The organism is Halobellus ruber, assembly GCF_014212355.1.
Classification (GTDB): Archaea; Halobacteriota; Halobacteria; order Halobacteriales; family Haloferacaceae; genus Haloquadratum; species Haloquadratum rubrum.
The window spans coordinates 124,156-150,267 of sequence record NZ_JACKXD010000001.1 but is presented as its reverse complement, the minus strand read 5'-3'; the positions used below and the strand labels follow the sequence as shown (position 1 = coordinate 150,267).

30 protein-coding genes are annotated in these 26,112 nt (G+C 67.0%); 1 reads left to right on the top strand and 29 read right to left on the bottom strand.

Annotated features, from left to right (window positions below):
- Nucleotides 1-23 precede the first annotated feature (23 nt).
- Nucleotides 24-1,163 (bottom strand): mandelate racemase/muconate lactonizing enzyme family protein, encoded by a 1,140-nt coding sequence (locus tag H5V44_RS00770; protein ID WP_185191234.1) that lies wholly within the window; start codon nt 1,161-1,163, stop codon nt 24-26.
- Between the two features lie 100 nt (nt 1,164-1,263).
- Here H5V44_RS00770 and H5V44_RS00765 point away from each other — a divergent pair, with 100 nt between their 5' ends.
- The gene (locus H5V44_RS00765) at nt 1,264-3,405 is read left to right on the top strand and encodes an acetate--CoA ligase family protein (RefSeq protein ID WP_185191233.1); all 2,142 of its coding nucleotides are present in this window, start codon (nt 1,264-1,266) and stop codon (nt 3,403-3,405) included.
- Nucleotides 3,406-3,433: 28 nt separating this feature from the next.
- Here H5V44_RS00765 and H5V44_RS00760 read toward each other — a convergent pair whose 3' ends face one another.
- The 28 genes from H5V44_RS00760 to H5V44_RS00625 all read right to left on the bottom strand — a co-directional run bounded on the left by H5V44_RS00760 (nt 3,434) and on the right by H5V44_RS00625 (nt 26,111).
- Nucleotides 3,434-5,539, bottom strand: a complete 2,106-nt coding sequence (locus tag H5V44_RS00760; protein ID WP_185191232.1) for a dipeptide ABC transporter ATP-binding protein — start codon at nt 5,537-5,539, stop codon at nt 3,434-3,436.
- Entirely contained in the window at nt 5,536-6,459 is a 924-nt protein-coding gene (locus tag H5V44_RS00755; protein WP_185191231.1) for an ABC transporter permease, read from the bottom strand. The genes H5V44_RS00760 and H5V44_RS00755 overlap by 4 nt, the downstream gene beginning before the upstream one ends.
- On the bottom strand, nt 6,459-7,442 hold the full coding sequence (locus H5V44_RS00750; RefSeq protein ID WP_185191230.1) for an ABC transporter permease: 984 nt from the start codon (nt 7,440-7,442) through the stop codon (nt 6,459-6,461). The genes H5V44_RS00755 and H5V44_RS00750 overlap by 1 nt, the downstream gene beginning before the upstream one ends.
- Before the next feature lie 27 nt (nt 7,443-7,469).
- Nucleotides 7,470-9,449: an ABC transporter substrate-binding protein gene (locus tag H5V44_RS00745; RefSeq protein WP_185191229.1), complete on the bottom strand. Its 1,980-nt coding sequence runs from the start codon at nt 9,447-9,449 to the stop codon at nt 7,470-7,472.
- 221 nt (nt 9,450-9,670) lie between these two features.
- Nucleotides 9,671-10,294: a helix-turn-helix domain-containing protein gene (locus H5V44_RS00740; RefSeq protein ID WP_343067664.1), complete on the bottom strand. Its 624-nt coding sequence runs from the start codon at nt 10,292-10,294 to the stop codon at nt 9,671-9,673.
- 172 nt (nt 10,295-10,466) lie between these two features.
- Nucleotides 10,467-11,720, bottom strand: coding sequence for a tRNA (N(6)-L-threonylcarbamoyladenosine(37)-C(2))-methylthiotransferase (locus H5V44_RS00735; protein ID WP_185191228.1), 1,254 nt, complete (start codon nt 11,718-11,720; stop codon nt 10,467-10,469).
- Nucleotides 11,721-12,068: 348 nt separating this feature from the next.
- A complete protein-coding gene (locus tag H5V44_RS00730) occupies nt 12,069-14,027 on the bottom strand; it encodes a pentapeptide repeat-containing protein (protein WP_185191227.1) in 1,959 nt (652 codons plus the stop codon).
- Nucleotides 14,028-14,426: 399 nt separating this feature from the next.
- Nucleotides 14,427-15,896 (bottom strand): preprotein translocase subunit SecY, encoded by a 1,470-nt coding sequence (gene secY, locus H5V44_RS00725; RefSeq protein WP_185191226.1) that lies wholly within the window; start codon nt 15,894-15,896, stop codon nt 14,427-14,429.
- A gap of 3 nt (nt 15,897-15,899) precedes the next feature.
- Nucleotides 15,900-16,397, bottom strand: a complete 498-nt coding sequence (locus tag H5V44_RS00720; protein WP_185191225.1) for an uL15m family ribosomal protein — start codon at nt 16,395-16,397, stop codon at nt 15,900-15,902.
- On the bottom strand, nt 16,394-16,858 hold the full coding sequence (locus H5V44_RS00715; protein ID WP_185191224.1) for a 50S ribosomal protein L30: 465 nt from the start codon (nt 16,856-16,858) through the stop codon (nt 16,394-16,396). The genes H5V44_RS00720 and H5V44_RS00715 overlap by 4 nt, the downstream gene beginning before the upstream one ends.
- Nucleotides 16,858-17,511: a 30S ribosomal protein S5 gene (locus H5V44_RS00710; protein WP_185191223.1), complete on the bottom strand. Its 654-nt coding sequence runs from the start codon at nt 17,509-17,511 to the stop codon at nt 16,858-16,860. Before H5V44_RS00710 ends, H5V44_RS00715 begins: the two co-directional genes overlap by 1 nt.
- Complete coding sequence (locus tag H5V44_RS00705) at nt 17,508-18,062, bottom strand: 50S ribosomal protein L18 (RefSeq protein ID WP_185191222.1); 555 nt, start codon at nt 18,060-18,062, stop codon at nt 17,508-17,510. Before H5V44_RS00705 ends, H5V44_RS00710 begins: the two co-directional genes overlap by 4 nt.
- A complete protein-coding gene (locus H5V44_RS00700; RefSeq protein ID WP_185191221.1) occupies nt 18,062-18,523 on the bottom strand; it encodes a 50S ribosomal protein L19e in 462 nt (153 codons plus the stop codon). The genes H5V44_RS00705 and H5V44_RS00700 overlap by 1 nt, the downstream gene beginning before the upstream one ends.
- A complete protein-coding gene (locus tag H5V44_RS00695) occupies nt 18,520-19,224 on the bottom strand; it encodes a 50S ribosomal protein L32e (RefSeq protein WP_185191994.1) in 705 nt (234 codons plus the stop codon). Before H5V44_RS00695 ends, H5V44_RS00700 begins: the two co-directional genes overlap by 4 nt.
- Before the next feature lie 207 nt (nt 19,225-19,431).
- Nucleotides 19,432-19,968, bottom strand: a complete 537-nt coding sequence (locus H5V44_RS00690; protein ID WP_185191220.1) for a 50S ribosomal protein L6 — start codon at nt 19,966-19,968, stop codon at nt 19,432-19,434.
- A 2-nt stretch (nt 19,969-19,970) separates the two neighbouring features.
- Complete coding sequence (locus tag H5V44_RS00685) at nt 19,971-20,363, bottom strand: 30S ribosomal protein S8 (RefSeq protein WP_185191219.1); 393 nt, start codon at nt 20,361-20,363, stop codon at nt 19,971-19,973.
- Between the two features lies 1 nt (nt 20,364).
- Nucleotides 20,365-20,541 carry a 30S ribosomal protein S14 gene (locus H5V44_RS00680; protein WP_185191218.1) on the bottom strand — a complete coding sequence of 59 codons (177 nt, stop codon included), beginning with the start codon at nt 20,539-20,541 and terminating at the stop codon, nt 20,365-20,367.
- Nucleotides 20,538-21,062, bottom strand: a complete 525-nt coding sequence (locus tag H5V44_RS00675) for a 50S ribosomal protein L5 (protein ID WP_185191217.1) — start codon at nt 21,060-21,062, stop codon at nt 20,538-20,540. The genes H5V44_RS00680 and H5V44_RS00675 overlap by 4 nt, the downstream gene beginning before the upstream one ends.
- Nucleotides 21,059-21,823, bottom strand: a complete 765-nt coding sequence (locus H5V44_RS00670; RefSeq protein WP_185191216.1) for a 30S ribosomal protein S4e — start codon at nt 21,821-21,823, stop codon at nt 21,059-21,061. The genes H5V44_RS00675 and H5V44_RS00670 overlap by 4 nt, the downstream gene beginning before the upstream one ends.
- Nucleotides 21,820-22,176 (bottom strand): 50S ribosomal protein L24, encoded by a 357-nt coding sequence (gene rplX, locus H5V44_RS00665; protein ID WP_185191215.1) that lies wholly within the window; start codon nt 22,174-22,176, stop codon nt 21,820-21,822. Before rplX ends, H5V44_RS00670 begins: the two co-directional genes overlap by 4 nt.
- 1 nt (nt 22,177) lies before the next feature.
- Entirely contained in the window at nt 22,178-22,576 is a 399-nt protein-coding gene (locus tag H5V44_RS00660) for a 50S ribosomal protein L14 (RefSeq protein ID WP_185191214.1), read from the bottom strand.
- On the bottom strand, nt 22,576-22,902 hold the full coding sequence (locus H5V44_RS00655; protein ID WP_185191213.1) for a 30S ribosomal protein S17: 327 nt from the start codon (nt 22,900-22,902) through the stop codon (nt 22,576-22,578). Before H5V44_RS00655 ends, H5V44_RS00660 begins: the two co-directional genes overlap by 1 nt.
- Nucleotides 22,893-23,348, bottom strand: coding sequence for a ribonuclease P protein component 1 (locus tag H5V44_RS00650; RefSeq protein ID WP_185191212.1), 456 nt, complete (start codon nt 23,346-23,348; stop codon nt 22,893-22,895). The genes H5V44_RS00655 and H5V44_RS00650 overlap by 10 nt, the downstream gene beginning before the upstream one ends.
- A gap of 9 nt (nt 23,349-23,357) precedes the next feature.
- Nucleotides 23,358-23,570, bottom strand: coding sequence for a 50S ribosomal protein L29 (rpmC, locus tag H5V44_RS00645; protein WP_185191211.1), 213 nt, complete (start codon nt 23,568-23,570; stop codon nt 23,358-23,360).
- Between the two features lie 2 nt (nt 23,571-23,572).
- Entirely contained in the window at nt 23,573-24,481 is a 909-nt protein-coding gene (locus H5V44_RS00640) for a 30S ribosomal protein S3 (RefSeq protein WP_185191210.1), read from the bottom strand.
- Entirely contained in the window at nt 24,481-24,951 is a 471-nt protein-coding gene (locus H5V44_RS00635; RefSeq protein WP_185191209.1) for a 50S ribosomal protein L22, read from the bottom strand. Before H5V44_RS00635 ends, H5V44_RS00640 begins: the two co-directional genes overlap by 1 nt.
- 3 nt (nt 24,952-24,954) lie before the next feature.
- A complete protein-coding gene (locus H5V44_RS00630) occupies nt 24,955-25,377 on the bottom strand; it encodes a 30S ribosomal protein S19 (protein WP_185191208.1) in 423 nt (140 codons plus the stop codon).
- Nucleotides 25,374-26,111, bottom strand: coding sequence for a 50S ribosomal protein L2 (locus H5V44_RS00625; protein ID WP_185191207.1), 738 nt, complete (start codon nt 26,109-26,111; stop codon nt 25,374-25,376). Before H5V44_RS00625 ends, H5V44_RS00630 begins: the two co-directional genes overlap by 4 nt.
- Nucleotide 26,112 lies beyond the last annotated feature (1 nt).

Genomic DNA, 26,112 nt, shown 5'->3' with positions numbered 1-26,112 from the left:
TAAAAACCTGCAGGCCGACCGCCTCACCGATCGGTCCGGAACCGATCGAGCGTCGCGCGGTCGATCTCGATCCCGAGTCCGGGGCCGTCGGGGACCGGGACGTCGGTCCCGTCGTTTCTGATCGGATCGACCGCGAGTTCCTCCCGGATCGGGTTCGGCGTGCGGTCGAACTCCAGCCGCGGTGATCCCGGGAGCGTCGCGATGAGTTGGAGGCTCGCCGCGAGCGCGACCGCGCTCCCGAAGACGTGGGGGTAGGTCGCCACCCCGGCGGCATCGCCAATCTCGGCGGCCCGGCGCGCCGACGTGAGCCCGCCCGCGCTGGTCACGTCGGGCTGGAGGACGTCGGCGGCACCCGCGTTCGCCGCCCGTCGGAACTCCGGCGCGAAGGCCCAACACTCCCCCCCGGCGATGGGGACCGGACTCCCCAGGTTCAGGCGGGCCCAGGCGTCGATCCGGTCGGGGGAAAGCGGCTCCTCGAAGAACGCCGCGTCCACCGCCCCGAGTCCGTCGGCGACCCGGCGGGCCGCAGGGAGGTCGTAGGCGTGGTTCGCGTCGGCCATCAGCGTGACGTCGTCGCCGACGGCTTCGCGGACCGACCGGACGAGTTCGAGGTCGTACTCCGGGCCCCACCCGAAGTGGCGCTCCAGCCCGATCTTCAGCTTGAGTGCGTCGAAGCCCGCGTCGACGTGCGAGCGGGCCTCCGCGACGACCGATTCCCGCACCGCGTCGAAGTCGTCGGCGGGCGGCCAGAAGTGACCGGTGGCGTAGGCGGGCACCGACTCCCGGCGTTTCCCGCCGAGGAGCGTTGCCACGGCGGTCCCGGCGGCCTTCCCGCGGAGGTCCCACAGCGCGAGGTCGACCCCGCTGACGGCCCCCGCCGGCACCGTCGAGTGGTACGCCGACCGGAGATCGAAGACGAGGTCCTCGTGGATGGATTCCACGGCCGTGGGGTCGCGGCCGCGAAGTAGCGGCGCGATCCGCTCCTCGATGAGCTCCCGGGTGCCGGCGATCGGCCCCCAACACTCGCCCCACCCGACCGCGCCGTCGGCGGTTTCGATCCGGACCAGACAGTACTCCCGGTGGGTGATCCACTTCTGTGCGTTCGCGAACCGCTCGTCGAGCTCCCGGCGCAGCGGGACCGCGTCGATTGTTCGTATCTCCATAGACCTTTCAGCGGTGGTGTGTCGGACCGATAATAAAGTATGATTATCATTGTAGCGGTTCGGGGGTAGGTTCAGGCCGGTCCCTGGGGAAGTCGTGGGTATGGCAGGACACAGCGCGGAGTCAGTTGCAACCGCAGCCGTCCCGGAGTTGGATCCGCTCTTCGACCCGGAGTCGGTGGCGGTCGTGGGTGCCAGTCCCGACTCCTTCTACTCGGGGAACCTCGTCGACAACCTGCTGGACTACGGGTTCGAGGGGACGCTCTACCCGGTGAACCCGGGGCGCGACGAGGTGTGGGGGCGTCGGTGTTACGACGACATCGGCGACATCCCCGAGACGGTCGACCTGGCGGTCGTGAGCGTCCCCCGGGAGTACGTCGTCGACGTGGTGACCACGGCGGGCGAACGCGGCGTCCCGACGGCGCTCGTGTTGACCGCCGGGTTTTCGGAGGCCGACGAGGAGGGCGCGGCACTCGAAACGCGGCTGGCCGAGGCCGCCGCGGACGCCGGGATCCGCGTGGTCGGCCCCAACTGTATCGGTGTGATGGCCGCACGGGGGGCGACGCTCACCTCGACGTGCTCCCGCAACCCCGAACCCGGCCGGATCGGGCTGGTGAGCCAGTCCGGCGCACTCGCGTTCACTACCTTCTTCGAGCGGGCCGCCGACCGGGACCTCCACTTCAGCCACATCGTCTCGACGGGGAACGAGGCCGACCTGGGGCTGACCGACTACGTCGCGTACCTCGCCGAACAGGACGCCGTCGACGTGGTGTGCACCTACGTCGAGGGGGTCGACGACCCCGAGCGGTTTATGCGGGTGGCCGGGCGGGCGGTCCGGAACGGCACGCCGGTCCTGACCGTGAAGATCGGACAGTCCGACCTCGCGGAGGAGGCCACCCTCTCGCATACGGGGTCACTCACCGGGAGCGACGCGGGGTGGAACGCCGCGTTCGACCAGACCGGCGTCCAGCGGGTTCCGGACATCCCCGATCTGCTGTCGCGGGCCACCGCCCACACCGCCTACGACGACCCGGACGGCGACCGAGTCTGTATCGCCTCGACGAGCGGCGGGCTCGCGAGCCTGCTCGCGGATATGGCCGCCGAGCGGGACTTGGCGCTTCCGGACATCGACGGCCGCACCGAGGAGGAGCTCCTCGACATCGAGGAACTGCTGACGTACGGCGAGTTCCACAACCCAGCCGACATCCGGGGGTACGGCGCGGAGGTACTCCCCGAGATCGCCGACGCACTGTGCGACGACGACGCCTTCGACGCCTACGTCTTCGCGATCGGGCTCCCCGGCGTCGACGAGCGCGCCGAGACGATCGCGGCGGACCTCGAATCGATCGCCGCCGACGCGGACGATCCGGTGTACGTGCTCTGGACCGGCCGGAAGGAACCCGACGACACGACCGAGACGCCGCCGTACGCCCGCCTCAGGGAGTCGGTGCCGGTCTACGAGGATCCGGGACGGTGTCTCGACGCCGTCGCCTCGACGGTGCAGTACGTCGAGGACCGCGGCCGCGTGACGGCCCGCCCGGCGAGGGGCGACCTCGCCGCGGACCGCGCCGACCCCGGCATCGATCTGCCCCGCGAGCGCGTCCTGACGTGGGCGGAGGCCCACCCGCTGCTCGACGCGTTCGACGTCCCGACCGTCGAGACCCGGACCGCGACCGACGCCGAAGCGGCGGTCGCCGCCGCCGAGGACCTCGGGTTTCCGGTGGTCTGTAAGGTCGACTCCCCGGCGCTGCCCCACCGGACGGACGTCGGCGCGGTGGAACTCGGCCTCGACTCCCCCACGGCGGTCCGGGCGGCCTACCGCGACGTGATGGACGCCGCACTGGCCCACGTGGACGAGGACGACATCGCCGGCGCGTTGGTGCAACCGATGGTCGACGACGGCGTCGAGGCGATGGTCGGCGTTGCGCCGGGGGCGGTGTTCGGCTCCCTCGTCACGGTGGGGCCCGGCGGTGTGTTGGTGGAGGCCTTCGACGGGAGCGAGACGCTCGTGCCGCCCTTCTCGCGGGCCGACGCCCGGCGCGCGATCGAATCGACCGCGGTCGACGACCTCCTGACCGACCGTCGCGGCGGGGAGCCACTCCCCGTCGACGGCGTCGTCGACCTGCTCGTGAACGTCGGCGGCCTCGCGGCGTCGGTCGACGCCGTCGCGGAACTCGACCTCAACCCCATCGTGATCACGGGGGACGGCCCCGTCGCCGTCGACGCGCTGGTTCGAACCGATTAAGAGTCCCGAAAACGGACCTCGAAGCCGCTTACGTCGTCATCTCGCTCTCGAGGACTTCAGACACGTCGTCCTCCCGCTCGGCGATGTAACGTTCGAGCACCTCGGTCTCGATGTCCTCCACCGGGTAGTGGCAGGCCGCCTCGTGATCCCCGTCGGCGAACGCCGACCGAGCCGGCTCCTCGCCCCGACACGTCTCGTCGGCCTTCGGGCACCGCGGCGCGAAGTTGCAGCCGTCGGGAAGGTCGACCGGGTCCGGCGGCTCCCCCGGGAGCAGCACCCGCTTTCTGTCGGCGTCTGGGTCAGTCCGGGGTGATGCGGACAGCAGCGACGCCGTGTAGGGGTGTTTGGGCGTGCGAACCACGTCCTCAGTGGCCCCGATCTCGGCGATCCGACCGAGATACATCACCGCCAACCGGTCGGCGATCTGGGTGAGGCTCGCGAGGTCGTGGGAGATGTAGACGATGCCGATGTCGCGCTCGTCGGCCTTCTCCCGGAGGATGTTGAGGATGTTCGCCTTCAGCGACACGTCGAGCATCGACGCCGGCTCGTCGCAGATCAGGAGCTTCGGGTCGAGCACAAGCGCCTGTGCGATCGCGACCCGCTGGCGCTCGCCCCCGGAGAGTTGAGCGGGGAGTTGGTCGAGATACTTTTCAGCGGGCTCGAGCCCGACGTCCTCGATTGTCCGTCTGACCCGGCGATCGATGGTCTCGGGGTCGTGACCCTGGATCTTCAGGGGCTCCGAGACCGCCGCCCGGACCCGCTGTCGGGGGTTCAACGAGTCGAACGGGTCCTGGAAGATGAACTGCACCTGCGAGCGGAACTGCTTGGTGCTCCGGTCAAGCAAGTCGTCGATCGGGGTTCCGTCGATGTGGATCTCGCCGCCGGTCCGGTCCTGGAGGGCGGCGATCACCTCCGCGAGCGTGGATTTCCCGCACCCCGACTCGCCGGCGACCCCGACGATCTCGCCCTCGTGGACGGTGAGGTCGACCTCGTTGACCGCCTTGACGTAGTCGGGGTCCTTCCCCCGAAAGTCGTCGAGGATGCCCTGTGGTTGCTCGAACCACTTCTCGAGGCGATCGGTTTCGAGGATGACGTCCCCGACCTCCCCCGTCCGTTCCGTCTCGTCGCGGACGTCGATCCCCCAGGTCTCGGGGTCGGCGGCGCGCTCCCGCATCCCGTCGGCGTCGTCGACGTGGTGGCAAGCCGACAGCTGCTCGTTGGCCGTGACCAGGTCGGGGTGGCTCGCCTCGCACTCGTCGGTCGCGAACGGACACCGGTTGCTGAAGACACAGGAGGTGGGCTCCTCGGTGAGATCGGGCAGCGACCCGGGGATCGAGATGGCCTGCTCGTCGAACTCGTCGACCTCCGGGAACGCGTTCTTCAGCCCCATCGTGTAGGGGTTCGTCGGGTTCCGGAACACCCGGTCGGTGTCGCCCTGTTCCATCACCTTGCCGCCGTACAGCACCGACACCTCGTCGCAGGTCTCGGCGACGACGCCCACGTCGTGGGTGATGAGAAGCAGCGAGCTGCCGAGTTCCGCCTGAAGCTCCAGCAGCTTGTTCAGGATCTTGTCCTGGACGATCACGTCCAGCCCCGTCGTCGGCTCGTCGGCGATGATGAGATCGGGGTCCAGCGCCAGCGCCATCGCGATCGTGACGCGCTGGCGCATCCCCCCGGAGAACTGGTGGGGGTAGTCGCCGGTCCGGCCGGGGTCCAACCCGACCATCTCGAACACCTCGGCGACGCGGTCGTCGGCCTCAGCCTTCGAGACGTCCCGGTGTTTCCGGATCGCCTGTCGGATCTGCGCGCCGACGCTCATCACCGGATCCAGCGAGTCCATCGCGCTCTGTGGGATGTACGCGATGTCCTCCCAGCGGACCGACTGCCAGTCCCGTTCCGAGAGCTCGAGCAGTTCGTCGCCGTCGAACCGGATGCTCCCTGACCGGACCTCCCCGTTGTCGTCGAGGAGCCCGAGGATGGACTTCGCGAGCGTGGACTTCCCACATCCCGACTCGCCGACGAGCCCGTAGTTGTCCCCTTCGTCGATCGAGAAGGAGACGTTGTTGACCGCGTGGACGTCGTCGCCCGGCATCCGGTACGTGATCTTCACGTCGTCGACTTCGAGTAAGCTCATTCTTTGTCCGTTTGGAGGTCGGGGTTGACTATCTCCTCGAACGCCCGTCCGACCAGGAAGACGCCCGTGGTGACGGCGCCGATGCCGATGGACGGCGGGAGCACCCACCACCACGCCACCCGGATCGCGCCCGACCGGAACACCTGCTGGAGCATCCGGCCCCAGGAGGTCGTCGTCGGGTCGCCGAAGCCGAGAAACGCCAGCGACGCCCCGGCCACGATCGACCAGCCGACGGCGTAGGCGGTGTAGAGGAACCCGATCCCGAGCACGTTCGGCGCGACGTGGAGGAACATCGTCCGGAGGTGACCCGCACCGCGGGCGCGGGCGGACTTCACGAACGTCCGCTCCTTGACCGTCATCACCTCCGAGCGGATAACCCGGGCGGGCATCTTCCAGAGGAAGGTCACCAGGACGGCGGTGATGAGCCAGATGCTCGGCGTCACAAAGGAGAGGATCACGAGCGCCATCGGGAGGAACGGCAGCGCGAACGTGAGATCCGTCAACCGCATCAGGAACTCGTCGACGCGCCCGCCGAAGTACCCGCTGGTGAGCCCGACCAGAAAGCCCACGACGCCGGTGCCGACCCCGCCGAACAGGCCGACGATAAGCGTCGGGCGCGCGCCGGCGAGGAACTGGCTCAACACGTCCTTGCCGAACGACGTCGTCCCCAGGACCGCCTTCCCGCCGGGCGGCTGGAGCCGCATCATCGAGCCGCCCTGGCGGAGCGTGTCCTCGATCGGGTGATACGGCGCGATCATCGGGCCGAAGATCCCCAGGAACCCGAAGGTGAGGATGGCCGCGAAGCCGGCCTTTGCGGCGTTGTCCTGCAGGACGAATCGGAGGGTCCGCCAGGCCCGCTCGGCCTCCGACCGGAGCCGTTCGATCGCGGTCTCGGGATCGAAGGAGTATCCCGACGACATCAGACGTCACCTGCCTCCACGGTCGGGTCCAGTTTCGCGTACGCGATGTCGGCTGTGAGGTTCATAACGATCACTGCGAGCGCCATAATGAACACGGCGGCCTGGACTGTGGGGTAATCCTGGTTGAGGATGGCCTGTACCAACGCGCGGCCGATCCCCGGCCACGCGAAGACGACCTCCAGGGTGATTACCCCCTGGAACAGCATTCCAGTCCGGAGCGCGAAGTAGGTGACAAGCGGCAGAAGCGAGTTCCGGCCGGCGCGGCCGAGCTGCTCCATCTCGGAGAGCCCCTTCGCGCGGTGAAGCATCAGGAACTCCGACCCCATCCGCTCGACGACCGAGTTGCGCGCGAGCATCAGGAAATCGCCGCTGTAGAACAGCACCGTCGCGGTAAAGGGGAGGATGTAGTGTTTCAGGAAGTCCACGGAGAGGTACGTCTCGAGGTAGCCGTCGGGGTTCGCGAGCGGACTGCGCATCCCGAAGGCGGGCAGCCAGCCCAACCCATAGGAGAAGACGATGAGCAGGAGGATCCCCGTCACGAAGATCGGCGTCGCGCGGAACACCGTGGTGGCGACGATGCTCGACTGCTCGAACCACGACCCGCGGTTCCAGCCGGCGTACATCCCGGCCAGCGAGCTGATGATCGCAGTGGTGACGAGCGCCGGCAGCAGCAGCACCATCGTGTTGACCAGGGCGGGGATGATGATCTCGCCCACCGGGCGTTGCTGGGTGAGGGAGATCCCGAACTGGAACGTGAAGAGGTTCTGGATGTACTTGAAGTACTGGACGTATATCGGCTCGTCCAGCCCGTACATCGCGCGTAACTGTGCGACCTCCTCCGGCGTGAGCGAGCCCGACGCGACCAGGGCGCTGAACGGGTCGGCGGGCAGCATCCGGAGGGTGGCGAAGATGACACTGACCGCGATCAGCGTCAGCAACGCCGCAATAACCGTTCGCTTGATCAAAAACCGTCGAAAACTCATTGGTTGATCTGTTCTCCGTGTACCCTGTTAGGAGAAGTCGGGCTGATCCAGGTCCTGTCGGCTCGCGTGGCCGTTCTCCACTCGGTCGGCGAAGGCATCCCACGCGTCGCCCTCTGGCCACACGAGGTTGTCGTCGCCGTCGAAGGTGTACCCGGCCTGCTGGAGCATCTCCTGTGCCATCTCGGGGTTGTACTCGTAGGGCTCGGTCTCCGAGTAGTACGGCGTCAGAATCGGCGTGATCAGGTTCTGGCCGTCGATTGCCTCGCCGCGGCCGCCGAGGGTGTTCTCGACGAAGCCTTCCTTGTCGAAGGCGTGGCTCAAGGCGACGCGGAACGTCTTGTCACGGAACAGCGGCACCAGGTGACTGAGGTGAACGTCCGTGGGGACGTAGTTCCGCGCGGTCTGCTTTTCGACGCCGCTTGCGCTCGCCGCGCGGTCGGCCTGTGCGTTCGAGACGGTGGTGCCGATGGCGTCGATGTCGCCGGACTGCATCGCGCCGATGAGCGTCGAGACGTTGCCGACGTTCGCCCAGACGATCTCGTCGATGCCGTCGCCGGCGACGAAGTACTCCTCGCCGACGAGCTCCCGCCGGATCTCGTCGTCCCACATCCAGTTGTTTTCGTGTTTCTCCATCCGGAGCTGTGACCCCTGCTCCCAGCTGACGAACGAGAAGGGCCCGGTGCCGACCGGGTTCTCGGGGTTGTACTCCGCGGGGCTGTCGACGTCGGACCACCGGTGTTCCGGGATGATGGCGCTGCGGACCACCCGCTGGGTGAGGAACGCGGCGTCGGGTTCGGTGAGCGTAAACCGGACGCGGCCGCCGCCGGTCTCCGACAGCACCTCGACACTGTCGATCGTCCGCACGAACGCGGCCTGCTGGGGCGCGTTGTTCTCCTGGTAGTATTCGACGCTGAACTTGACGTCCTGCGGGCCGAAGGACTCGCCGTCGTGCCACTGGACGCCCTCGCGGAGGTCCATCTCGACGGTCGTGTCGTCGACGACGTCCGCGTTGGTCGCCAGGGCGGGCACGATCTCGAGCTGCGGGGAGGCGTCGAACAGCCCGTCGTAGGTGTTCAGGAGGCGCTTTTCCTCCTGGCCGCCGCTGGAGAACGGCAGGTTGGTGCCCTGGATCCCGGAGGTGACGCCCTTCACCCAGGTGGTGGAGTCGCCCTGCGGCTCGAGGTTGACCTGCGTCCAGATGAAGGAGTCGCGGGTCGTCCCGTTCCCGGGGGTGGGTACGTACCCCTCCCAGTCGGCGGTGTTCGCCACCGTGATGACTTCCGGAAAGTTGGCCGAGATGAGGTATGCGTCCTCGCTGAGCAGCTGTTGAACCTCCCCGCAAATCTCGGCTCGGGCCTCCTGGTCGCCGATCGTCGACGCCTGTTCGTCGAGGAGTTCGGTGACCTCGTCGTTCTTGTAGTTGTAGTAGTTTCCACCCGTCTCCGGATGTGCGCGCATCAGGAACGGGTTGGGGTCGAGCCCGCGCTGCGGGTCCGGGCCGTGGAGGTTCATCGTGACCGGCATCGGGTGGCCGATGTCGGCCCGCCAGAATTCGCCGTACCGGGTGCTCGGCTGGACGTTGATGAGGTTGACCGGAACGCCGACGTCGTTGAACGACTGCTGGACCTGCAGGGCGAACTCCCGCATCCACGGCGTCTCCGCCTGCGCGAAGTGGGTCCCGACCTCGGGCACCGCTTCGCCCTCGACTGCGGTGTACTCGAACTGGATCGCCTCGTCGTTGACGTCTACCCCCTTGGTGTCGGCGGGCCACTCCTCCCAGAACCGCGTCTCGATGGACTCGGCGTCGCCGCCGCCACCGCCGCCGTCGTCGCCGCCACCGCCGCCGTCGTCACCGCCACCGCCGTCGTCACCGCCGCCGCCACCGCCGTCGTCACCGCCGCTCCCGCAACCGGCCATCCCCGCGAGGCCCGCTGCCCCCGCGATCTGGATGAACCGCCGTCGCGATGAGACTCCCGTTTCGATCTCGAAGTTCTTGTCTTGCGACATCCCGGCTGATCAATCATCAGGGATTAGTTTGAACCTATCCCCGATGGCCCCGAATGATCATCATCCTTTATCAGTGGAACCGGAAACGAAGCGTGCATCGTCTACGTCGACCCCGCACGGCTAGCTAATACCGGTTACTGAACCGATGGAACGGCCGGAACGGGGGTGGGTCCCGACAGTGAGAGCCCGGGTCCGTCGACATCGGCACATTGGCCACTGTATCACTCGCCGGCGGCGTCGGCCGGCGGTTCCTCGGTGCGCGTGAAGACCAGATCGAACAGCCGTTTTTCCGCCAGCCGGAGCCGTTCGGACAGCGTCGACTGGGCGATGTCGAGTTCGGCGGCGATGTCCTCGGCGGAGGTCCCCCGCGGCACCTCGAAGTACCCCAGCCGGTGGGCGGTGCGGAGGACGGTGAGCTGTTCGGGCGAGAGTTCGTTCCGAAGCACGCGCGCGAGTTGTCCGCTGCCGAGCGCCGCCCCGGTGGTTTCGACCTGGTTCACGCTCAGAAGCTCGAACCGGCCGAACCGGTCCTGGATCCTGTCTGCGAGCTCCCGGAAGGCGTCCCACTCCTCGACCGTGACGACGCCGTCGAAGTACTCCTGGCGGAGTTCCAGCCGGTTCGGGATCGCATTGCCCCTGAGGATCTCCCCGAGGAGGAAGGGGTACGGCTCGTGTGCGACGACCGTCAGTCGGTGGGTCGGGCGGTCGGTCGACCCAACCGTCACCCGCTCGTGGTGGAAGAGTTCGACCCGGGAGAGCCCCTCCGTGGCCGCGTCCGGGTCGAACGACTGCCCCGAGGTGACGAGCAGCGACTCGATCCAGTTTCCCTCGTCGGCGTAGAACACGTTCTCGAACTCGATCCGCCGGACGTCCGGCGTCCGGTCCAGCAGTTCGCTCGCGACACCGGAGGGAACCGTCTGAAATTCGATGCGGAGAATGGATGATCACCCCGTCCGGAAGTACCGGATCTACCGCTGGTGCGCACATAAACCCTCGTCCCAGAGTGTCGCTGCGGCCCTACACCGGGTCGCCGAACGCGTAGACGGTCTGGTGGCTCGTGACCTCGACGTCGAGGGTGTCGCCGGGTTCGATCCCGCGGTCGGCGGCGTCGCGCACGATGATCTGGCGGTAGGCGTCGTCGCGGCACTTCATCGAGTCACCGGTTCCCTCCCGGATCGCCATCACCTCCCTGACGTCGCCGAGCATCGACTCGTAGGCCTCCGCGACGACCTCCCGCTTCAGTTCGGACATCTCCTTCGAGCGGTCCTTCTTGACCTGCCCGCCCAGCCCCTTCATATCGGCGGCGTCGGTGCCGGGGCGCTTCGAGAACCGGGTGACGTTCGCCTTCTCGGGGCGCACCTCCCGGAACAGCGCCATACTCTGTGCGTGGTCTTCGGGCGTTTCGGTCGGAAAGCCCACGATGAAGTCGGTCGACAGCGTCCAGTGGTCGAGTCGGTCGTCGAACGTGTCGACGATTTCCACGAACTTGTCGACGCGGTGCTGGCGGCGCATATCCTCCAGTACCGTGTCCGAGCCCGACTGGACCGGCAGGTGGACGAAGTTGTAGAGTTCGTCGTGCCGGGCGAAGACGTCGGCCAACTCCTCGCGGATCCCGTGGATCCCGCCGGGGTTGGCCATCCCGAGCCGGACCCGGAACTCGCCGTCGATCTCCGAGCAGATCCGGTCTAGGAGTTCGGGAAGCTTCCGCTCGCCCTCGTCCCACCCGTAGACGCCGGTGTCCTGGCCGGTGATCCGGAGCTCCTTCGCGCCGGCGTGGACCAAGGCGCGGGCCTTCTCGACGTTGTCCTCCACCGGCGGGGAGTCGACGCGGCCGGTCGCGAACTTGGTGATACAGTACGAGCAGTTCGACAGGCAGCCGCGGGCGATCGGCAGGATGCCGACCACGCCGTCGAGGACGGGTTCGGTGTCGGGACCCGGCGTCGGGCACTCGCCGTTCGTGACCGCGGCGGGCACGTCGTCCCAGTGGAGGATCTGGGCGTCGACGCCCTCCTCGCGGAACTCCTCGCTCTGTGCCAGGGCCATACACCCGGTGACGATCAGGTCCGCGGTTTCGGATTCGAGTTCCTTGGCCCGGCGGAGCATGTTCCGCTCGGTCTTCTCGACGACCGTACAGGAGTTCATGATCGCGACGTCGGCCTCGTCGGGGCCGTCCACGGGGTAGTGGCCGGCGTCGCGGAGCGCGGTCTCGATCCGCTGGCTCTCGCCGCGGTTCGAGGCACAGCCGTACGTCTCGATGTGGTACCGGGCCATTCGGTCGATAAGGTATACCGGATCCGCAAGCAAAAGCGCCGCGGTTCGGCGGGAGTTAGTCGGTGACCACCTGCTGAATATAGAAGATGGGTGCAACAGAGGCTCCGTTCGTTCGTTCCAAACTGATCTGTGATGAATCAGCTGTGAGAGTGCACTCGGAGGTCGTGGGAACCACGATTCAGTTCTAAAGCCAGCAGTTGTCGATCGACAGCGCGCCGCGTCGTCGGCGAGGGGGCCGGTCCTGCAGTCGAAAAGGAGCGCCAGTTGGAGTTGCGCAGATCAGCCCCGCGGGGTGGTGAGTGTGGAGTGTACTCAGTACCCACGTCGGATGGATCGCCGCTGTCGGGCTTACCGCGCCGCCCGACGACCGAGGACGAAAATCAACAGCGCGACTAAAATCGGGCCAACCATCGCCTCAGCGACGATCACAAACTCACCGACCACCCCTGTGGGTTCGAGCAACTGGTTGCCAGCGAAGAACACTAGGGTACTGTGATGTAGCGCTCTAATCAGTAATACTGGCGAGTCCGCGACCACCTCGGGTCGCAAGGAGGTCCCGCCGTTCGTCTCGACGATACCCGTGGTCAGGTACAGCAGCCAGCCCAGCAGAATCGTCACCAGAGAGATCCCCAGAATCCGTCGGAAGCTCTCTCCATAGTTGAACAGTAGCCGCTGAACGCCCGCAAACAGGGCACTCAGGGTTCTCCCTTCGGCAGCCAACAGTTCACGGCGCGCCTCCTGCCGCCGGACGAACATCTCCGATTGTAGGTCCGGATACCCGTTCGTGCTGGCCAGCGTCTCCAACCGCCGGTAGGTGCTTCGGGCGCGGCGGGCCCGGATTTCTTCGAGCGATTCGTCACGGTTCTTAAACGCCTCGGCACTCTCGGCGACAGTTTCGATTGGGTCGGCCGGGTGGGCATCGGTATCGTAGCGGCAGTGATTTGCAGTGTCCAAATCCGCAACCGGGCCCTCGGTGGAGAACTGTGTCCCGCCGTCGATGCGAGCACCGTCGAAAGTCGTGCCGAAGAGGTGCGCCTCGGAGAAGTCGGCGCGGACCAGGTCGGTGGTATCTAACGACGCTCGGACCAGCGTCGTCTCGTTGAATGTGGCGTTCTCGCAGTTAGCACCCGTGAGGTCGGCTTCGTTCAGGGCCGCCTCCGACAGGTCGGTCTCTTCGAGGTTCGCGTCGGTCAGGTCGGCCTCTTCCAAGTCTGCCCTGGACAGGTCGGCCTCTTGTAGGGTCGCCTCGGACAGGTCGGCCTTTAGCAGGACCGCCTCGGACAGGTCGGCCCATTCCAGGTTCGCGTCGGTCAGGTCGGCCTGTTTCAGGTCTGCCCCGGACAGGTCTGCCTCTCGCAGGTCCACCCCGGACAAGTCGGCCCCTCGCAGGGCCGCCTCGGCTAGGTCGGCATCGTACAGGTCCGCTTCGGTCAGGTCGGCCTCTCGCAGGGTCGCCTCGGCTAGGTCGGCATCATACAGGTACGCCTCGGTCAGGTCGGCGTCGTTCAGGGTCGCCCTGGGCAGGTTAACTTCCGACAGGTTCGCCTCGGACAGGTCGGCTCCTACCAAGTCTGCCTCGGCTATGTCGGCCTTTTGTGGGTTCGCTTCGGACAGGTCGGCCCTTCCCAGGAACGCCTCAGACAGGTCAGCCCAGGCCAGATTCGTCTCGGACAGGTCGGCATCAGACAGGGTCGCCTCGGCTAGGTCGGCCTCTGCCAAGTCTACCCCAGACAGGTCGGCATCATACAGGTTCGCCTCGGCCAAGTCGGCGTCATACAGGTTCGCCTCGGCCAAGTCGGCGTCATACAGGTATGCCTCGGACAGGTCGGCCTCTAGCAGGGCCGCCTCGGCCAGGTCGGCCCCTTCCAAGTTCGCCTCGGCCAAGTCGGCCCGATTCAGGTTTGCCTCGGCCAGATTGGCATCATACAGGTCTGCCTCGGTCAGGTCGGCCCAGGCCAGATTCGCCTCGGACAGGTCAGCCCCTTCCAGGTTCGCCTCGGCCAGGTCGACATCCCTCAGAAGTGAAACGTTACTCCAATTCACGTACGTTGCGAACTCACCGGGCAGAATCGCGCCGTCTATTGAGACTCCACCCGGTGAGCCAGCGTTGAGAGACTCGGTTTTGTATTCAGTATCGTCTGGATCGGCGTGAATCTTGCATCGCCCCGAATCTGGCAGTGGGGGTCGAACGCAGCTGTTCGAGCGTTGGGTATATTCGGGATCGTACTCAGCCGGATCAAAGTCCTCGGGATACGTATAGCCACACCGGTCGTCTGGAACGTCGCCGGCAGGCTGGTCTGACGACATACTCACTGGAGAAAAGCGGGCCTGTCTAATAACCGTCAGGTCATATAGGGACGAGACGGAGCCTTTCGTTACACGCAGGAAGGTCTCACATCCTTTCTCCGAGCGGACGCGGTCCGCTTCTGATTGCTCGGTCGACGATTAAACCGAATCCGTGTCATCAGCCGCGACGGCTTCGGCGTCGTCGATCTGGTCGAAGAAGTCGTCGGGGGAGGTCAGGCCCCGACACCTCCCGGAACAGCCACTGCTGTGTCTATGACTATACTGTCATTCGGAGTAATCCCGTCGGCGGATCGAAGCCGGATATTTTCTGAGCGTCCTACTGGTGATGTGGCCGAAGGTTGAATCCGGAGCAGCCGCTGAGGGCCGGTAGAGAACTTAAAGAAGTGTAGATATTCGGGACTAGTTGTTGAACATCTCGCGCATCATCGGGTGCATCTCCATCAGCTGCTCCTCGGCGATCTCCTCGTACAGTTTGTACGTGATCGAGACCGTAAGCAGCAAGCCGGTGCCGGAGACGCCGCCGATGGTGCCGAGCATGTTCGCCAACACCGCGAGCAGGCCGACCAACGCCCCGCCGATGACGGTCACCTGCGGGATGTACCGCTCCATCACCTTCTCGATGACCTGCGGGTTCCGCCGGAACCCGGGGATCTGCATCCCGGAGTTCTGGATCTGCCGGGCGGTCGCCTCGGGGCCCATCCCGGTGGTCTCAACCCAGAAGATCGCGAAGATCGCGCCGCCGATGATCATGAACGTCAGGTCGATTGCGACCCGCAACGCGATCGCGCCGGGATCCTGGGAGGTGAACCCCAGGAACCACATCCAGTCCTGTCTGGACTGGATCGGCGCGAGATACCAGAACAGCCCGCCGGTGACCTGGCCCTGGCTGTACTGGCCGACCCACGCGGGCATCCCCGTCCACCAGTTGTTCAGGATCTGCCCCAGGAACTGGATGTTGGCCTGAAGCGCCCGCACGAGGATCATCGGCAGGACGCTGGCGTAGATGAGCTTCACCGGGAAGCGGCCCCGCGCGCCCTTCACGTTCGCGTGCGACAGCGGGATCTCGACGCGGACGCTCTCGGCGTAGACGACGATCCCGAAGATCAGAAGCGTCGTGATCAACGCCAGGATCTGCCCCTGACCGAGGAACAGATCCGAGAGCCCGCCCGGCGTCAGCGGCGACCCGATGTCGACGGCGCCGGTGACGATCCCGATCCAGGTCGGGAAGAAGCCGCTCTGGCCGCCCAGCGACTGCCAGCTGAACAGCCCGGCGACAAGCTGTTGGCTGACGCCGGCGATGATGAACAGCCCGACGCCGGACCCGACGCCCCACTTGCTCACGATCTCGTCCATGAAGAGGATGAGGACGCCGCCGACGAAGATCTGCGCGAAGATCAGCGCCCGCACGCCGCCCGTGCCGATCCCGAGCGACTGCCCGAGCGCCTGGCTGGGCGGCAGGAAGTTCCCGCCGAACACCATCGGCAGTCCGGTCAGACAGATCATCACGACCACGAGCAGCTTCTGGAGCCCCTGATAGAGGATCTGATCGCGCGGGTCGTCGGTGTCGAGCCCCAGCAGGTCGGCGCCGCCGAGCAGCTGCAGCACGATGCTCGCCGTGACGATCGGCCCGATCCCGAGCTGGAGGATCGACCCCTGTGCGCCGGCGAGGATGCTCCGGAACTGCCCGTAGAAGTCCCCGCCCGCGCCGCCGGTCTGCAGCCCGAACAGCACCACGTTCGTCAGGAAGAAATACAGCACCAGGATGCCGGCGGTCCACCCGATCTTCCGCTTGAACGGGACGTGCCCCTCCGGACGGGCAACCGAGGGCATCCGCGTTAGCACCGGTTCGGCGGCCTCCTTCCATCCCATAGGTTACTCCTCTGTGTCGTCGTCTTCGGCGTCGGCTTCGGCCTCGGCGAGCAGCTCCTCGCCGCGCTCGGTGAGTTCGACGCTGCCGCCGGCCTCGGCGATCAGTTCGGCCGCGCTCTCGGTGAACGCGTCGGCGACGAGGTGCAGCTCCTGGCGGACCTGTCCGCCCCCGAGGACCTTCACGACGTCGGCGTCCTCGGCGTCCTCCGCGACGTCGCGGGCGTCGATGTGGTAGGCGTCGCCGTCGGCCTCCGCGAGGCCCTCGGCCGCGAGCAGCGCCGCGTCCTCGTCGAGCTCGGAGACGTTGACCTCGGCGACCGTGCGGACGGAGTCCTCGGGCCGTTTGAACCCGTGTTTGCCGATCGGCTCGTAGTTGTGGAACTCGTGTTTGTCCCGTCCCGCGCGGCCGCGGCCGCCGCGATGCCCGGCGCCGCGCCGGTTCTTGTGGCTGCCGCCGCCGTGGGTCCGGGAGCCGCGCTGGCGTCGCTTCTTCGACGTCATCGCATCGCCTCCAGGAGTTCGTCGATCGCCTCGGTACTGTGCTTCCCGAGCTGTCCGCCCTCGGTGGTCGGATGCTTCTGGCCGCGGTGCCCGCCCCGCGGCGGGTGGAGCCGGAGCGCCGGCGAGAGGCCCTGCTCCCGCAGGGTCGTCTCCTCGTCGACGAGCGCCGCCGCGAGCGACTCGAAGTCGTCGTAATCGGTGTGCTCGGCCAGCCACGCCTCGTCGACCTCGGCGTCGCCCTCCGCGGGCTCCGCGCGCGTCGAGAGCACCGTCTCGACGGCGTCGACGCTCGGCTCGCCGTGAGCGACGTAGTCGTTCACTTTCGTGATCATCCCGCGGTACGTCTCCGTCTCGGGGACGAACGCGCAGTGGTTCACGCGGTGGATGTTGAGCATCTTGAGCGTGTCGTGGACGTCGCCACTCATATTCACTTCGCCGCGGATCTGGACGATCGCCTGCATCACTCCTCGACCTCCGCTTCGCGCTGTTTGGCCGCCGCGCGCCGCGGGGTCCGCGATTGGGAGGCGTTCTGCAGGGCGTTGTACGTCGCCTTCGCGAGGTTGACCGTCGTCCGGGTGTTCCCGTTCGAGCGGGTCCAGGCGTCCTCGACGCCCGCGAGTTCGAGGATGTTGCGGACGGTCGGCGCCGCCGCCAGCCCCAGCCCCTGCGGGGCGGGGATGATCTCGACGGTGACCGAGCCGGCTTTCCCCTCGGCCTTCCGGGTCAGGGAGTTCACGCCGCCGGCCGAGTCCTCCCACGAGCCGGAGCCGCGGTCCACCGAGATGATGTTCAGCTTCGCGACGTCGATCGCCTTCTGGATCGCGGAGCCGACCTGGTCGTCGCGGCCCTCGGCGTACCCGAGGAACCCGTCGCGGTTGCCGATCGCGACAACACACCGGAACTTCACCCGGCGGCCGGAGTCGGTCATCCGCTGGACCATGTTGATGTCGAGCACCTCGTCGTCCAGCCCCGGCAGGAGCTGGTCGACGAGCTCCGGCTCCTTCAGCGGGAGACCGGTCTCTAAGGCCTGTTCCATCGACGTCACGTCGCCGTCCTGTACCATTCGGCCGAGCCGCGTTCGCGGCGTCCAGCCGTCGTTGTTGCGTTGGCTCATACGTCCTCCTGTAGTCGCCCGAGCACGTCGTCGAAGTGCTCCGGGAGGTTCGTGGCGTCGAAGTCCCCGCTGTACAGCGGCTCGTCGAGTTGCTCGGCGTAGTCGGCGATGTGCTCGCCGCGGTTACGTGGCCACTCGGCGAGTACCGAGTCGTTGTGGGGGATATCGAGGCCAGCGTCGATCGCTCCTTCCTGGACCGCGAACACCTTGTTGCCGGGCGTCGCGGTGTTGAGTCCGATGTCGAGGACGGCCTCCGCGAGGCCGGCGTCGACGGCGCGGGTTCCGGCGAGGAAACCCGTGAGGTACGCGCTGGGCAGGTTCCCCGTGGGGGCCTCCCAGCCGTACTCTCCGAGCTCCTCGCTGGAGGCGGCCGCGTGCGTTTCGTCTCCGTCCGGTCCGGGGGTGATCAGCTGCGCCCTGACGTGGTTGTTGCTCACGCGAGCAACGAGGCGGGGTTTGCCCGATTTCAGCAGGCGCAACCTCTGGTGGTAGTCCGTCCGGACCTCGCGCCGACGTCGCATCGGCACCGTGTAGCGTGGTCCTGTTGCCATTATGCTGTCTCCGTATCGATGTCGTGTTCGTTCCGCAGGTACGCTTCGAGCCGCGCCACGTCCTCGAACTCGCCGCCCGACGCCTTGTTGTACGCTTCGCGGTACTGCGTCGGGGTGAGCGGGCCGTCGTCGCGCAGTTCCTTCAGACGACGGCGCTGGGCGCGGATGCGGCTGACCCATTCGTCCTTCTCCGCCTTCCGGCCGCCGGATTTGCCCTTGCGGGTGCCGGCGCCCGTCCGGTGGCCGTAGCTGCGCTTCTCGGCGCGCTCGCGGGCCCGACCCTTGGAGTTGCCCTTCGCGTCCTCCGCGCGGATGACTCCCTGGTCGACCAGATCGCGGATGTCCTCGCGGGTGATCGCGTCGGCGATCTCCGACTGCTCGTCGGGATCGAACCAGACACGGTCCTTGCCCACGTCGAGGACGTCTGCGGCCATTCGTTTCTGTGCTCGTAGGTTCGTCATTCTTCGACCTCCACTTCGACGTATGTGGGGTTGAGGACGCGGATTTCCTCCTCTTCGGCGACCTCTTCGATTCGCTCGCGCTTCCGTGCACCGACCTTCGAGTCGATGCGGACGGCCTGGGTGTCGCCGTCGACGCCCTCGAGGTCGTCCACGTTGTGGACGTGGACCTCCTCGAAGCCGGACGGATGCAGGCCGCGGGCGGCCGTCGGCGAGCGGAAGCCCGCCTCGACCATCGCGCCTTTGCCCTTGATTCCCCGGCGCTGCTTCGAGAGGTTGCCGCGGGGTTTCCGCCACGATTCGGGCACGCGCTTCTTGGCGTGGTACTTCTGGCGACGGAACGCGGGTTTGCCCTCGCGGTGCTTCTGTGCGAGCGCCCGCGCCGTCTCGTCGTCGAGGTCGGGCGTCTTGTCGGCGTGGCCGCGGGGACGGAGCTCCGTCTCGACGGCCTCGTCTTCGTCTTCCTCGGCGCTCTCGTCTTCGACCTCGGCCTCGGTCTCCTCGGAGACCTCGAGGCCGCCGACGTCGGCCTTGATCCGGGCCGCCAGGGCGTTGCCGACCCCGTCGACGTCCGACAGCTCCGCCTGGCTCGCGGCCTTCACGTCGTCGATCGACTCGTAGCCGGCCGCCCGCAACGCGTCGGCCTTCGAGGGGCCGACGCCGCTGATGTCCGCCAGCGAGGTGAGTTCGTCGCCGTCGTCCACGTCCGTCCCCTCGGCGTCGTCGCTGTCGTCGGGCTCGCCGGCCTCCACAGCTTCGTCGACGTCTTCGGTCTCGTCGACGTCTTCGGTCTCGTCGACGTCTTCGGTCTCGTCCGCGACCTCCTCGGTCGCTTCCGTCTCGTCGACGTCGTCGACGCCCTCGAGTTCCTCCGTGTCGTCGTTCTCGGTTGGTTCGTCGTCGGACATCGATCAGGCACCTCCCGTCTGGGGTTTCTGCGTGATGTAGACCCCGTCCTGGAAGACGCGGTTGTCCTTGTCGGTCACGCGGGTGAGCTGTTCGATGTCGGCGGCGGTCTGCCCGACGTCCTCCTTCGATGGACCGCTCAGGGTGACCACCTCGCCGTCGACCTGTACCTCAGTGTCTCCGCGGACGGGCGTCCGTCGCTCGGAGCGCTCCCCGAGGAAGTTCTCGATGACGACCTCGTCGCCCTCGACGTTCACCTGCATCGGGAAGTGGGCGTAGTAGACTTCCATCTCGTACTCCCAGCCTTCGGTGACCCCGTGGATCATGTTCGACACGTGGCTCTCGAAGGTCCCGACGGTGGCGTTCGTCTTGGCGTCGTCCGCGTCGGTCGTGATGACGACGTCGCCGTCCTCGACGCTGACGCTCACGGAGGGGTACCACAGCGTCCGCGTGACGCTGCCGTTCGGCCCCTCGACCGTCAGATCGAGGTTGGACACCTCGGCGGAGACCTCGTCCGGAATCTCGATTGCTGTTCCCGTCATTGTCAGTACACGTAGGCGATTACCTGGCCGCCGACGCCCGCCTCGCGGGCGTCGTAGTGGCTCATCACGCCGTGGCTCGTCGTGACGATGAGCGTCCCGTAGTCGCGGGCGGGGAGGTATCGCTTCTCCCACTGCTCGAACTCGTCTGCGCCCGCCGAATAGCGGGGCTTGACGACGCCACACTCGTTGATTGCGCCGTTCAGTTCGACCTCGAAGCGGCCGGCCTTGCCGTCGTCGACGAACTCGAAGCCGCCGATGTACCCGCGGTCGTAGAAGACCTCGAGGACGGAGCCGATGACGTTCGAGGCGGGCTGTATCTCGTGGGACAGGTGGCCGACGCTCTCGGCGTTGTCGACGCCTGCGAGCGCGTCCGCCAGTGGATCGTTTCCTGCCATACTATCGGTACTTCTTGAATCCCATCTCGCGGGCGACCTCACGGAAACACTGCCGGCACAGGTAGATGTCGTACTTGCCGACGAGGCCCTGGTTGCGGCCACACCGTCGACACTCGTGGTTCTGCCCCGTGCGGCGAGTGGCGTGTTCGCCCGTCGCTTCTGCTTCTGATTCGCTCATTCTGTGTCCTCCGCGATGTCGACGTCGAACGTCTCCTCGATGAACGCGACCGCGTCCTCCGGCGTCAGCCGGTGGCTCGACGGGATCGACCGCGAGGCCTTGTCGCGCTTTGTGACCCGGTAGCCGGGTCGCGTGAGGTTGACCGTCACGTCCAGGCCGTAGATCCCGATCTGGGGGTCGTACTCCTGGGAGGGGAACTCGGTGTGTTCCTCGACGCCGAAACTGAAGTTCCCGGTGTCGTCGAACTGCCCGGCGGAGAGGTCCGTGAAGGCCAGCGCGGTCTCTAAGAACTCGTGGGCCGCGTCGCCGCGAAGGGTGACCTTCGCGCCGACCGGGTCCCCCGTCCGAGCCCCGAACTGCGTGGCGGCGCGGGTGGCGGTCGTCCGGACCGCCTCCTGGCCGGCGATCTCCTCTAAGATCTCCTCGGCGTTCGCGAGTTCGCGACCGCCCTCGCCGACGCCCATGTGGACGACGACCTTCTCGATCTGCGGCTCGCGCATCTCGTGGAACGACTCGCTCATTCGTCGTCACCTCCGTCGGCGGACTCTGCTTCGTCCGCGTCAGCGGACGCCTCGTCCGCTTCCTCGCCGTCGACGAACTGCTCGTCGATGACCACGACGTACTCCTCGATCGTCTCGAAGGCGCCGTCGTCCGTGTCGACGGTGACGGTGTTGTCGCCGCTACCGGCGGTGACGGTGATCTCGTCGATCCGGCCGATGTCCCCCGAGTGCGACCCGTCGACCGCGGTCACTAAGGCACCCTCCTCGTAGGGGAAGTGCGCGACGATCTCGCCGGAATCGTTGTCGACGACCAGCGAGTCCTTCGTGTCGTAGTCGACGTCGGCGTCCTCGAGCCGGACGTTCTCGCCGTCGTGCAGCGTCAACTGGGTGGCGCCGCCGGCGACCTGCCGTTTGCCGACGATCTTCCCGAGGCGGCTGCCCGCGGCCTCGGCGTCGATCGGCGTCAGTGCCAGGCGGCCGCCCTCCTGGGGGAAGACGCGGTAGTACTCTTCGCGCTCGGTGAACGCGAGGATGTCGAACATCCCCACCGGGCGCTGCTCGTCGGAGACGGCGTCGCCGTTGACGAGGACCGACCCCTCGTTGAGGGCGTAGCGCGCCTCCTTCGTCGAGTCGACGTAGCCGAGCACGTCCCGCAGCAGGACGACCAGGGGAACCCCTGCCTCCCCGTGCGGGCCCGCGCCGGCCTTGACGGTGAACGTGGCCGTCTTCCGCTCGACGGGCCAGGCGTTCGGTGCCGAGAGTCGCTTCTGATGTCGGGTCATTCGGTGTCCTCCTCGAGCCGCTCCTTGCGGCGGTCGTCCTCGAGGTCCAGATCCGTCACGCGGAGGTTCGACGCGTCGAGCGGCCGGGGGACCTCCTCCCCGTCGGCCTTCTCGACGGTCACGTCCTCGACGTGAACAACCGTATCCCGGAGGTCGACCGTGAGAACCTCGGCCTCGGTGCCGGCGTCGTCGCCGCGGAGCACCTCGACGGTGTCCCCGGCGTTGACCCGGACGTTCCGCTGGCCGTACTCCTCGCGGAGGTCCTCCGAGAGGGTCGCACGGACCTCGTTCTGCCGCTCGTGCAGCGGCGCGTTTCGTTTCTGGTTTCGCTGTTTGCGTGGTTGTTCACTCATACTATACGATCATCGTCGCCGTGGATGCGATGCTCCCGAAGCGCTCTGCAACCTCACGCGCGACGGGGCCCTTGATCTCGGTCCCGCGCGGCTCCTCCATCTCGTCGATGATGACGCCGGCGTTGTCCTCGAACTTCACGCGCGTCCCGTCCGGCCGGCGGATCGGCTTCCGCTGGCGGACGACGACGGCCTGGAGCACCTGGCGGCGCATCTCGGGCGTCCCTTTGGTCACCGAGACGGTGATCTGGTCGCCGATGCCCGCTTTGGGGTGTCGGTTCTTGGTTCCGCCGGAGCCCTTCACGCTGATTACCTTCAACTGGCGTGCGCCAGTGTTGTCCGCGCAGGTGATGAGCGAGCCCCGTTCGAGGCCCTTCGTGACGTCGGCTTTGAGTGCCTCCATCACGCGTCACCTCCGAGGGTCTCGACCACGACGTGCGCCTTGGTCTTCGACAGCGGTCGGGTCTCCGCGATGCGTACCGTGTCGCCCTCCGCGAGGTCCACACACGGTGGTGCGTGGGCCGGAATGCGACTACGCCGCTTCATGTAGCGGTCGTACTTGGGCACGTGAACGTCGTATTCACGCTCCACAACGACGGTTTTCTCCATATCTGTGGAGGCCACCGTTCCTTCGAGCGTCTGTCCGCGCACGGAAAGCGTCCCGTGGAACGGACAGTTCGCGTCGGAGCACGGCTCCTCCGGTTCTTCTACGTTCAGTCCTATCGCCATAGTGAATCTCCTCGCTTCTCGGTCCGCAGTGCGGGTCGTGAGAGCAACCGTGTGCCATCCACCGTAACGTAGGCCGCGCCCTGGCAACGGCCAGACTGACCAGCGTCCAATCCGCTGGCAGTTTCCGACCGAAGTTCGGACGCGGTCCCCGACGCCTTCGCAACGTCGGCGGCTTCATCTGTGCACTCGGGGTCGTCGCCCGGTGGGAGCTCGAACTCGAACGTCGAGCCCCGCTTGGGCACCTGCTTCACCCGGGACGCCGCGACGGACGCGTCGCTCGCTCCGTCGCCCGGAGCGCTGGGTTCGACGGCGACACGCAGCGTCCGCATCGTCTCGCCGACGACGCGGCCAGCGGTCCCGACGAGGTCGGGGTTGGGCGCGTCGACGACGGCCACGCGGAGGCCGTTGAGTTCGTGTCGCGTGAGTGTCTCGGGTGTCAGTGCCATCGTCGTAACTTAGTTCTCGTCGAGGTCGCCTTCTTCCTGCTGGATCGTCTTGATCCGCGCGATCGTCCGTTTCAGCTCGCCGACGCGGCCGGGGTTCTCCGGCGCGCCACCGGCGGCCTGGACCGCCCGCGCGTTCAGGAGTTCCGTCTCGAGCTCCTCGAGTTCGGCCTCCCGCTCGGCGGCGGTCATATCACGGATCTCCTCGGGGTAGAGAATCGCCATCGTCAGGCGTCCTCCTCGTCTTCGCCTTCCATCTCGTCTAAGAGCTCCTCGGCCTCGGCCTCGACGTCCTCGTCGAGGTCGTCGAGGTCGGGCTCTTCGTCGTCGTCATCGCTGTCGCCCGTTTCGACCGGCTCCTCTTCGGTCTCGTCGATGACCTCCTCGACGACGTCCTCGTCGATGACCTCCTCGGGCGTCTCGTCGGGGACTTCGACCTCGTCGTCCTCGGCACCTGCCTCGGGGACCTCCTCGGGTTCCTCTTCGAGCAGGGCCTCGACGCCCTCGCTTTCTGCGACCTGCTCGACGGGCTCGACGTCGACGTCCTCGCGGATCTCGAAGTCGTCGGGCAGCTCCGCACCCGGCGGGATGATCTTGACCGTTACCCCGATGGTGCCGAGCTTCATCACCGCGACGCCCTGCCCCTCGTCGACGATCTCCTGGGCGGGCTCGCCGTTGTGCTTGATGTAGCCGCGGTTGAACTTCTCGACGCGCGACCGGGCGCCGGTTACCTTCCCGCTCAGGACGATCTCCGCGCCGAGCGCGCCGGCCTCCATAATCCGGTCGATCGTGGTGTGGCCCGCCTTCCGGAAGTACCACCCTCGTTCGAGGGCGTTGGCCAGGCGGTCCGCAACGATGCGGGCGTTGAGATCCGGCTCGTCGACCTCCTGGACGTCGATCTGTGGGTCGTCGAGGTCGAACCGTTCCTCGAGTTCGCTGGTGACCTTCCGGATGTTCTTCCCGCCCTTGCCGATGACCATGCCGGGCTTCTCGGCTTTGAGGACGATCTGGGTCCCCATCGGCGTCTTCGCGACGTCCATCCCGCCGTAGCCGGCTCGGCCGAGTTCGTCCGCGAAGAACTCGTCGATCTGGGAGCGCTGGAGGCCGTCCTCGATGAACTGGTGTTCGTCCGCCATCAGGCTTCGACCTCCTCGGGCTCCTCGATGATCAGTTCGACGTCGCAGATCGGCGTGTTCCACGGGTCGGCGCTGCCGAACGCCCGGGGCTTCCGGCCCTGGCGCTCGCCGACCTTGTGGGGGGCGACGTGTTTGATCGCCATCTCCTCGCCGTCGAACCCCTGCTCGTCGGCGTTCGAGGCGACGTTCTCCAGCAACTCCAGGAACGCCTTCGAGGCCTTCTCGGGGTAGCGGCCCGCGTCCCACCCGTCGATGTCCGACCGGTGGCCGACGCCGGAGTTGTGCTGCTTGAACGGGACCGACTGGACCTCATCGATGACGTCCTGGAGGTACGACTGCGCCTCCGCGACGGTCCGTCCCTTGATCTGCCGTGCGATGGCCTTGCTGTGCTTCAGGCTGATGGGCCGATCGCGGAGCATCCCCTTGGCGGTGGTCTCCGGGTCGGCCTCGACGCTGTAGTTGATACCCATGGGTTATTTGAGCGGCACGAACTTCGAGGACCGGGTCGCGCCGATGCCGGCCTGGCCGTGTTCCACCGACGTCCGTGTCAGTTGGAACTCGCCCAGGTAGTGGCCGATCATTTCGGGTTCGACGCGGACGCGCTCGAAGGACTGGCCGGTGTAGACCTCGAACGTGAGGTCGACGAACTCCGGCAGGACCGGCATGTCCCGGAGGTGCGTCCGGATCGGGTCGTTGGCCGTCTCCTGTTCGCCGGCCTCCCGAGCGCGCTCCCGAAGCTTCTCCTGCTGGACCGAGAGCCCTCGCTGGATGGTTCGCCGCTGGCGTGCGGGGAGCAGTTCCGCGACCTCGTCGAGCGACATCTCCTGCAGCTCGTCGAGCGTGTGGCCGCGGTAGGTGAACTCACCCTCGCGGCCGGTTCGGTATTCGGAACTCATGAGTTGTCCTTGCCTCCTTTGCCGCCGCGACCGGTTCGCTTCGAGGCGATGTCGCCGACCTTCCGTCCCGGCGGGGCGTCCCGCGAGACGGACTTCGGCTGTCCGGGGTGCTGGCGGCCGCCGCCGCCGAACGGGTGGTCGACGGCGTTCATGGCGACCCCGCGGACCCGGGGCCACTTGGTACCGCGTGATTTCATCTTGTGGTGCTTCTTGCCGGCCTTCACGAACGGCTTTTCGGTTCGGCCGCCGCCCGCGACCACGCCGACGGTTGCGCGGCACTCGGGGTTCAGCCGCTTGGTCTGGCCCGAGGGCAGCTTCACCGCCGTCACGTGACGGTCGTGGGTGATGATCTGGGCGCTGGTGCCCGACGCGCGGGCGAACTTCCCGCCGTCGCCGGGCTGGCGCTCGATGTTACATACCGGCACGCCCTCGGGGATCTCCGCGAGCGGCAGCGTGTTGCCGGGTTTGATCTCCGCGCTGACCCCGACCTGGATGGAATCGCCGACGGCGACACCTTCCGGCGCGAGCACGAGCCGCTGGTCGCCGTCCTCGAACTCGACGGCGACGACCGGCGCGCTGCGTGCGGGGTCGTGTTCGATGTCGACGACCGTCCCGGAGACGGTGTCGTCCGATTCGTCCTTCTTGTGCGAGAGGTCGGACTTGTAGCGGTGCGACGGCGCCCGGAACGTGGACGTGCCGCGGCCGCGACGTTGCCCCTGGATTCGTCGTCCCATC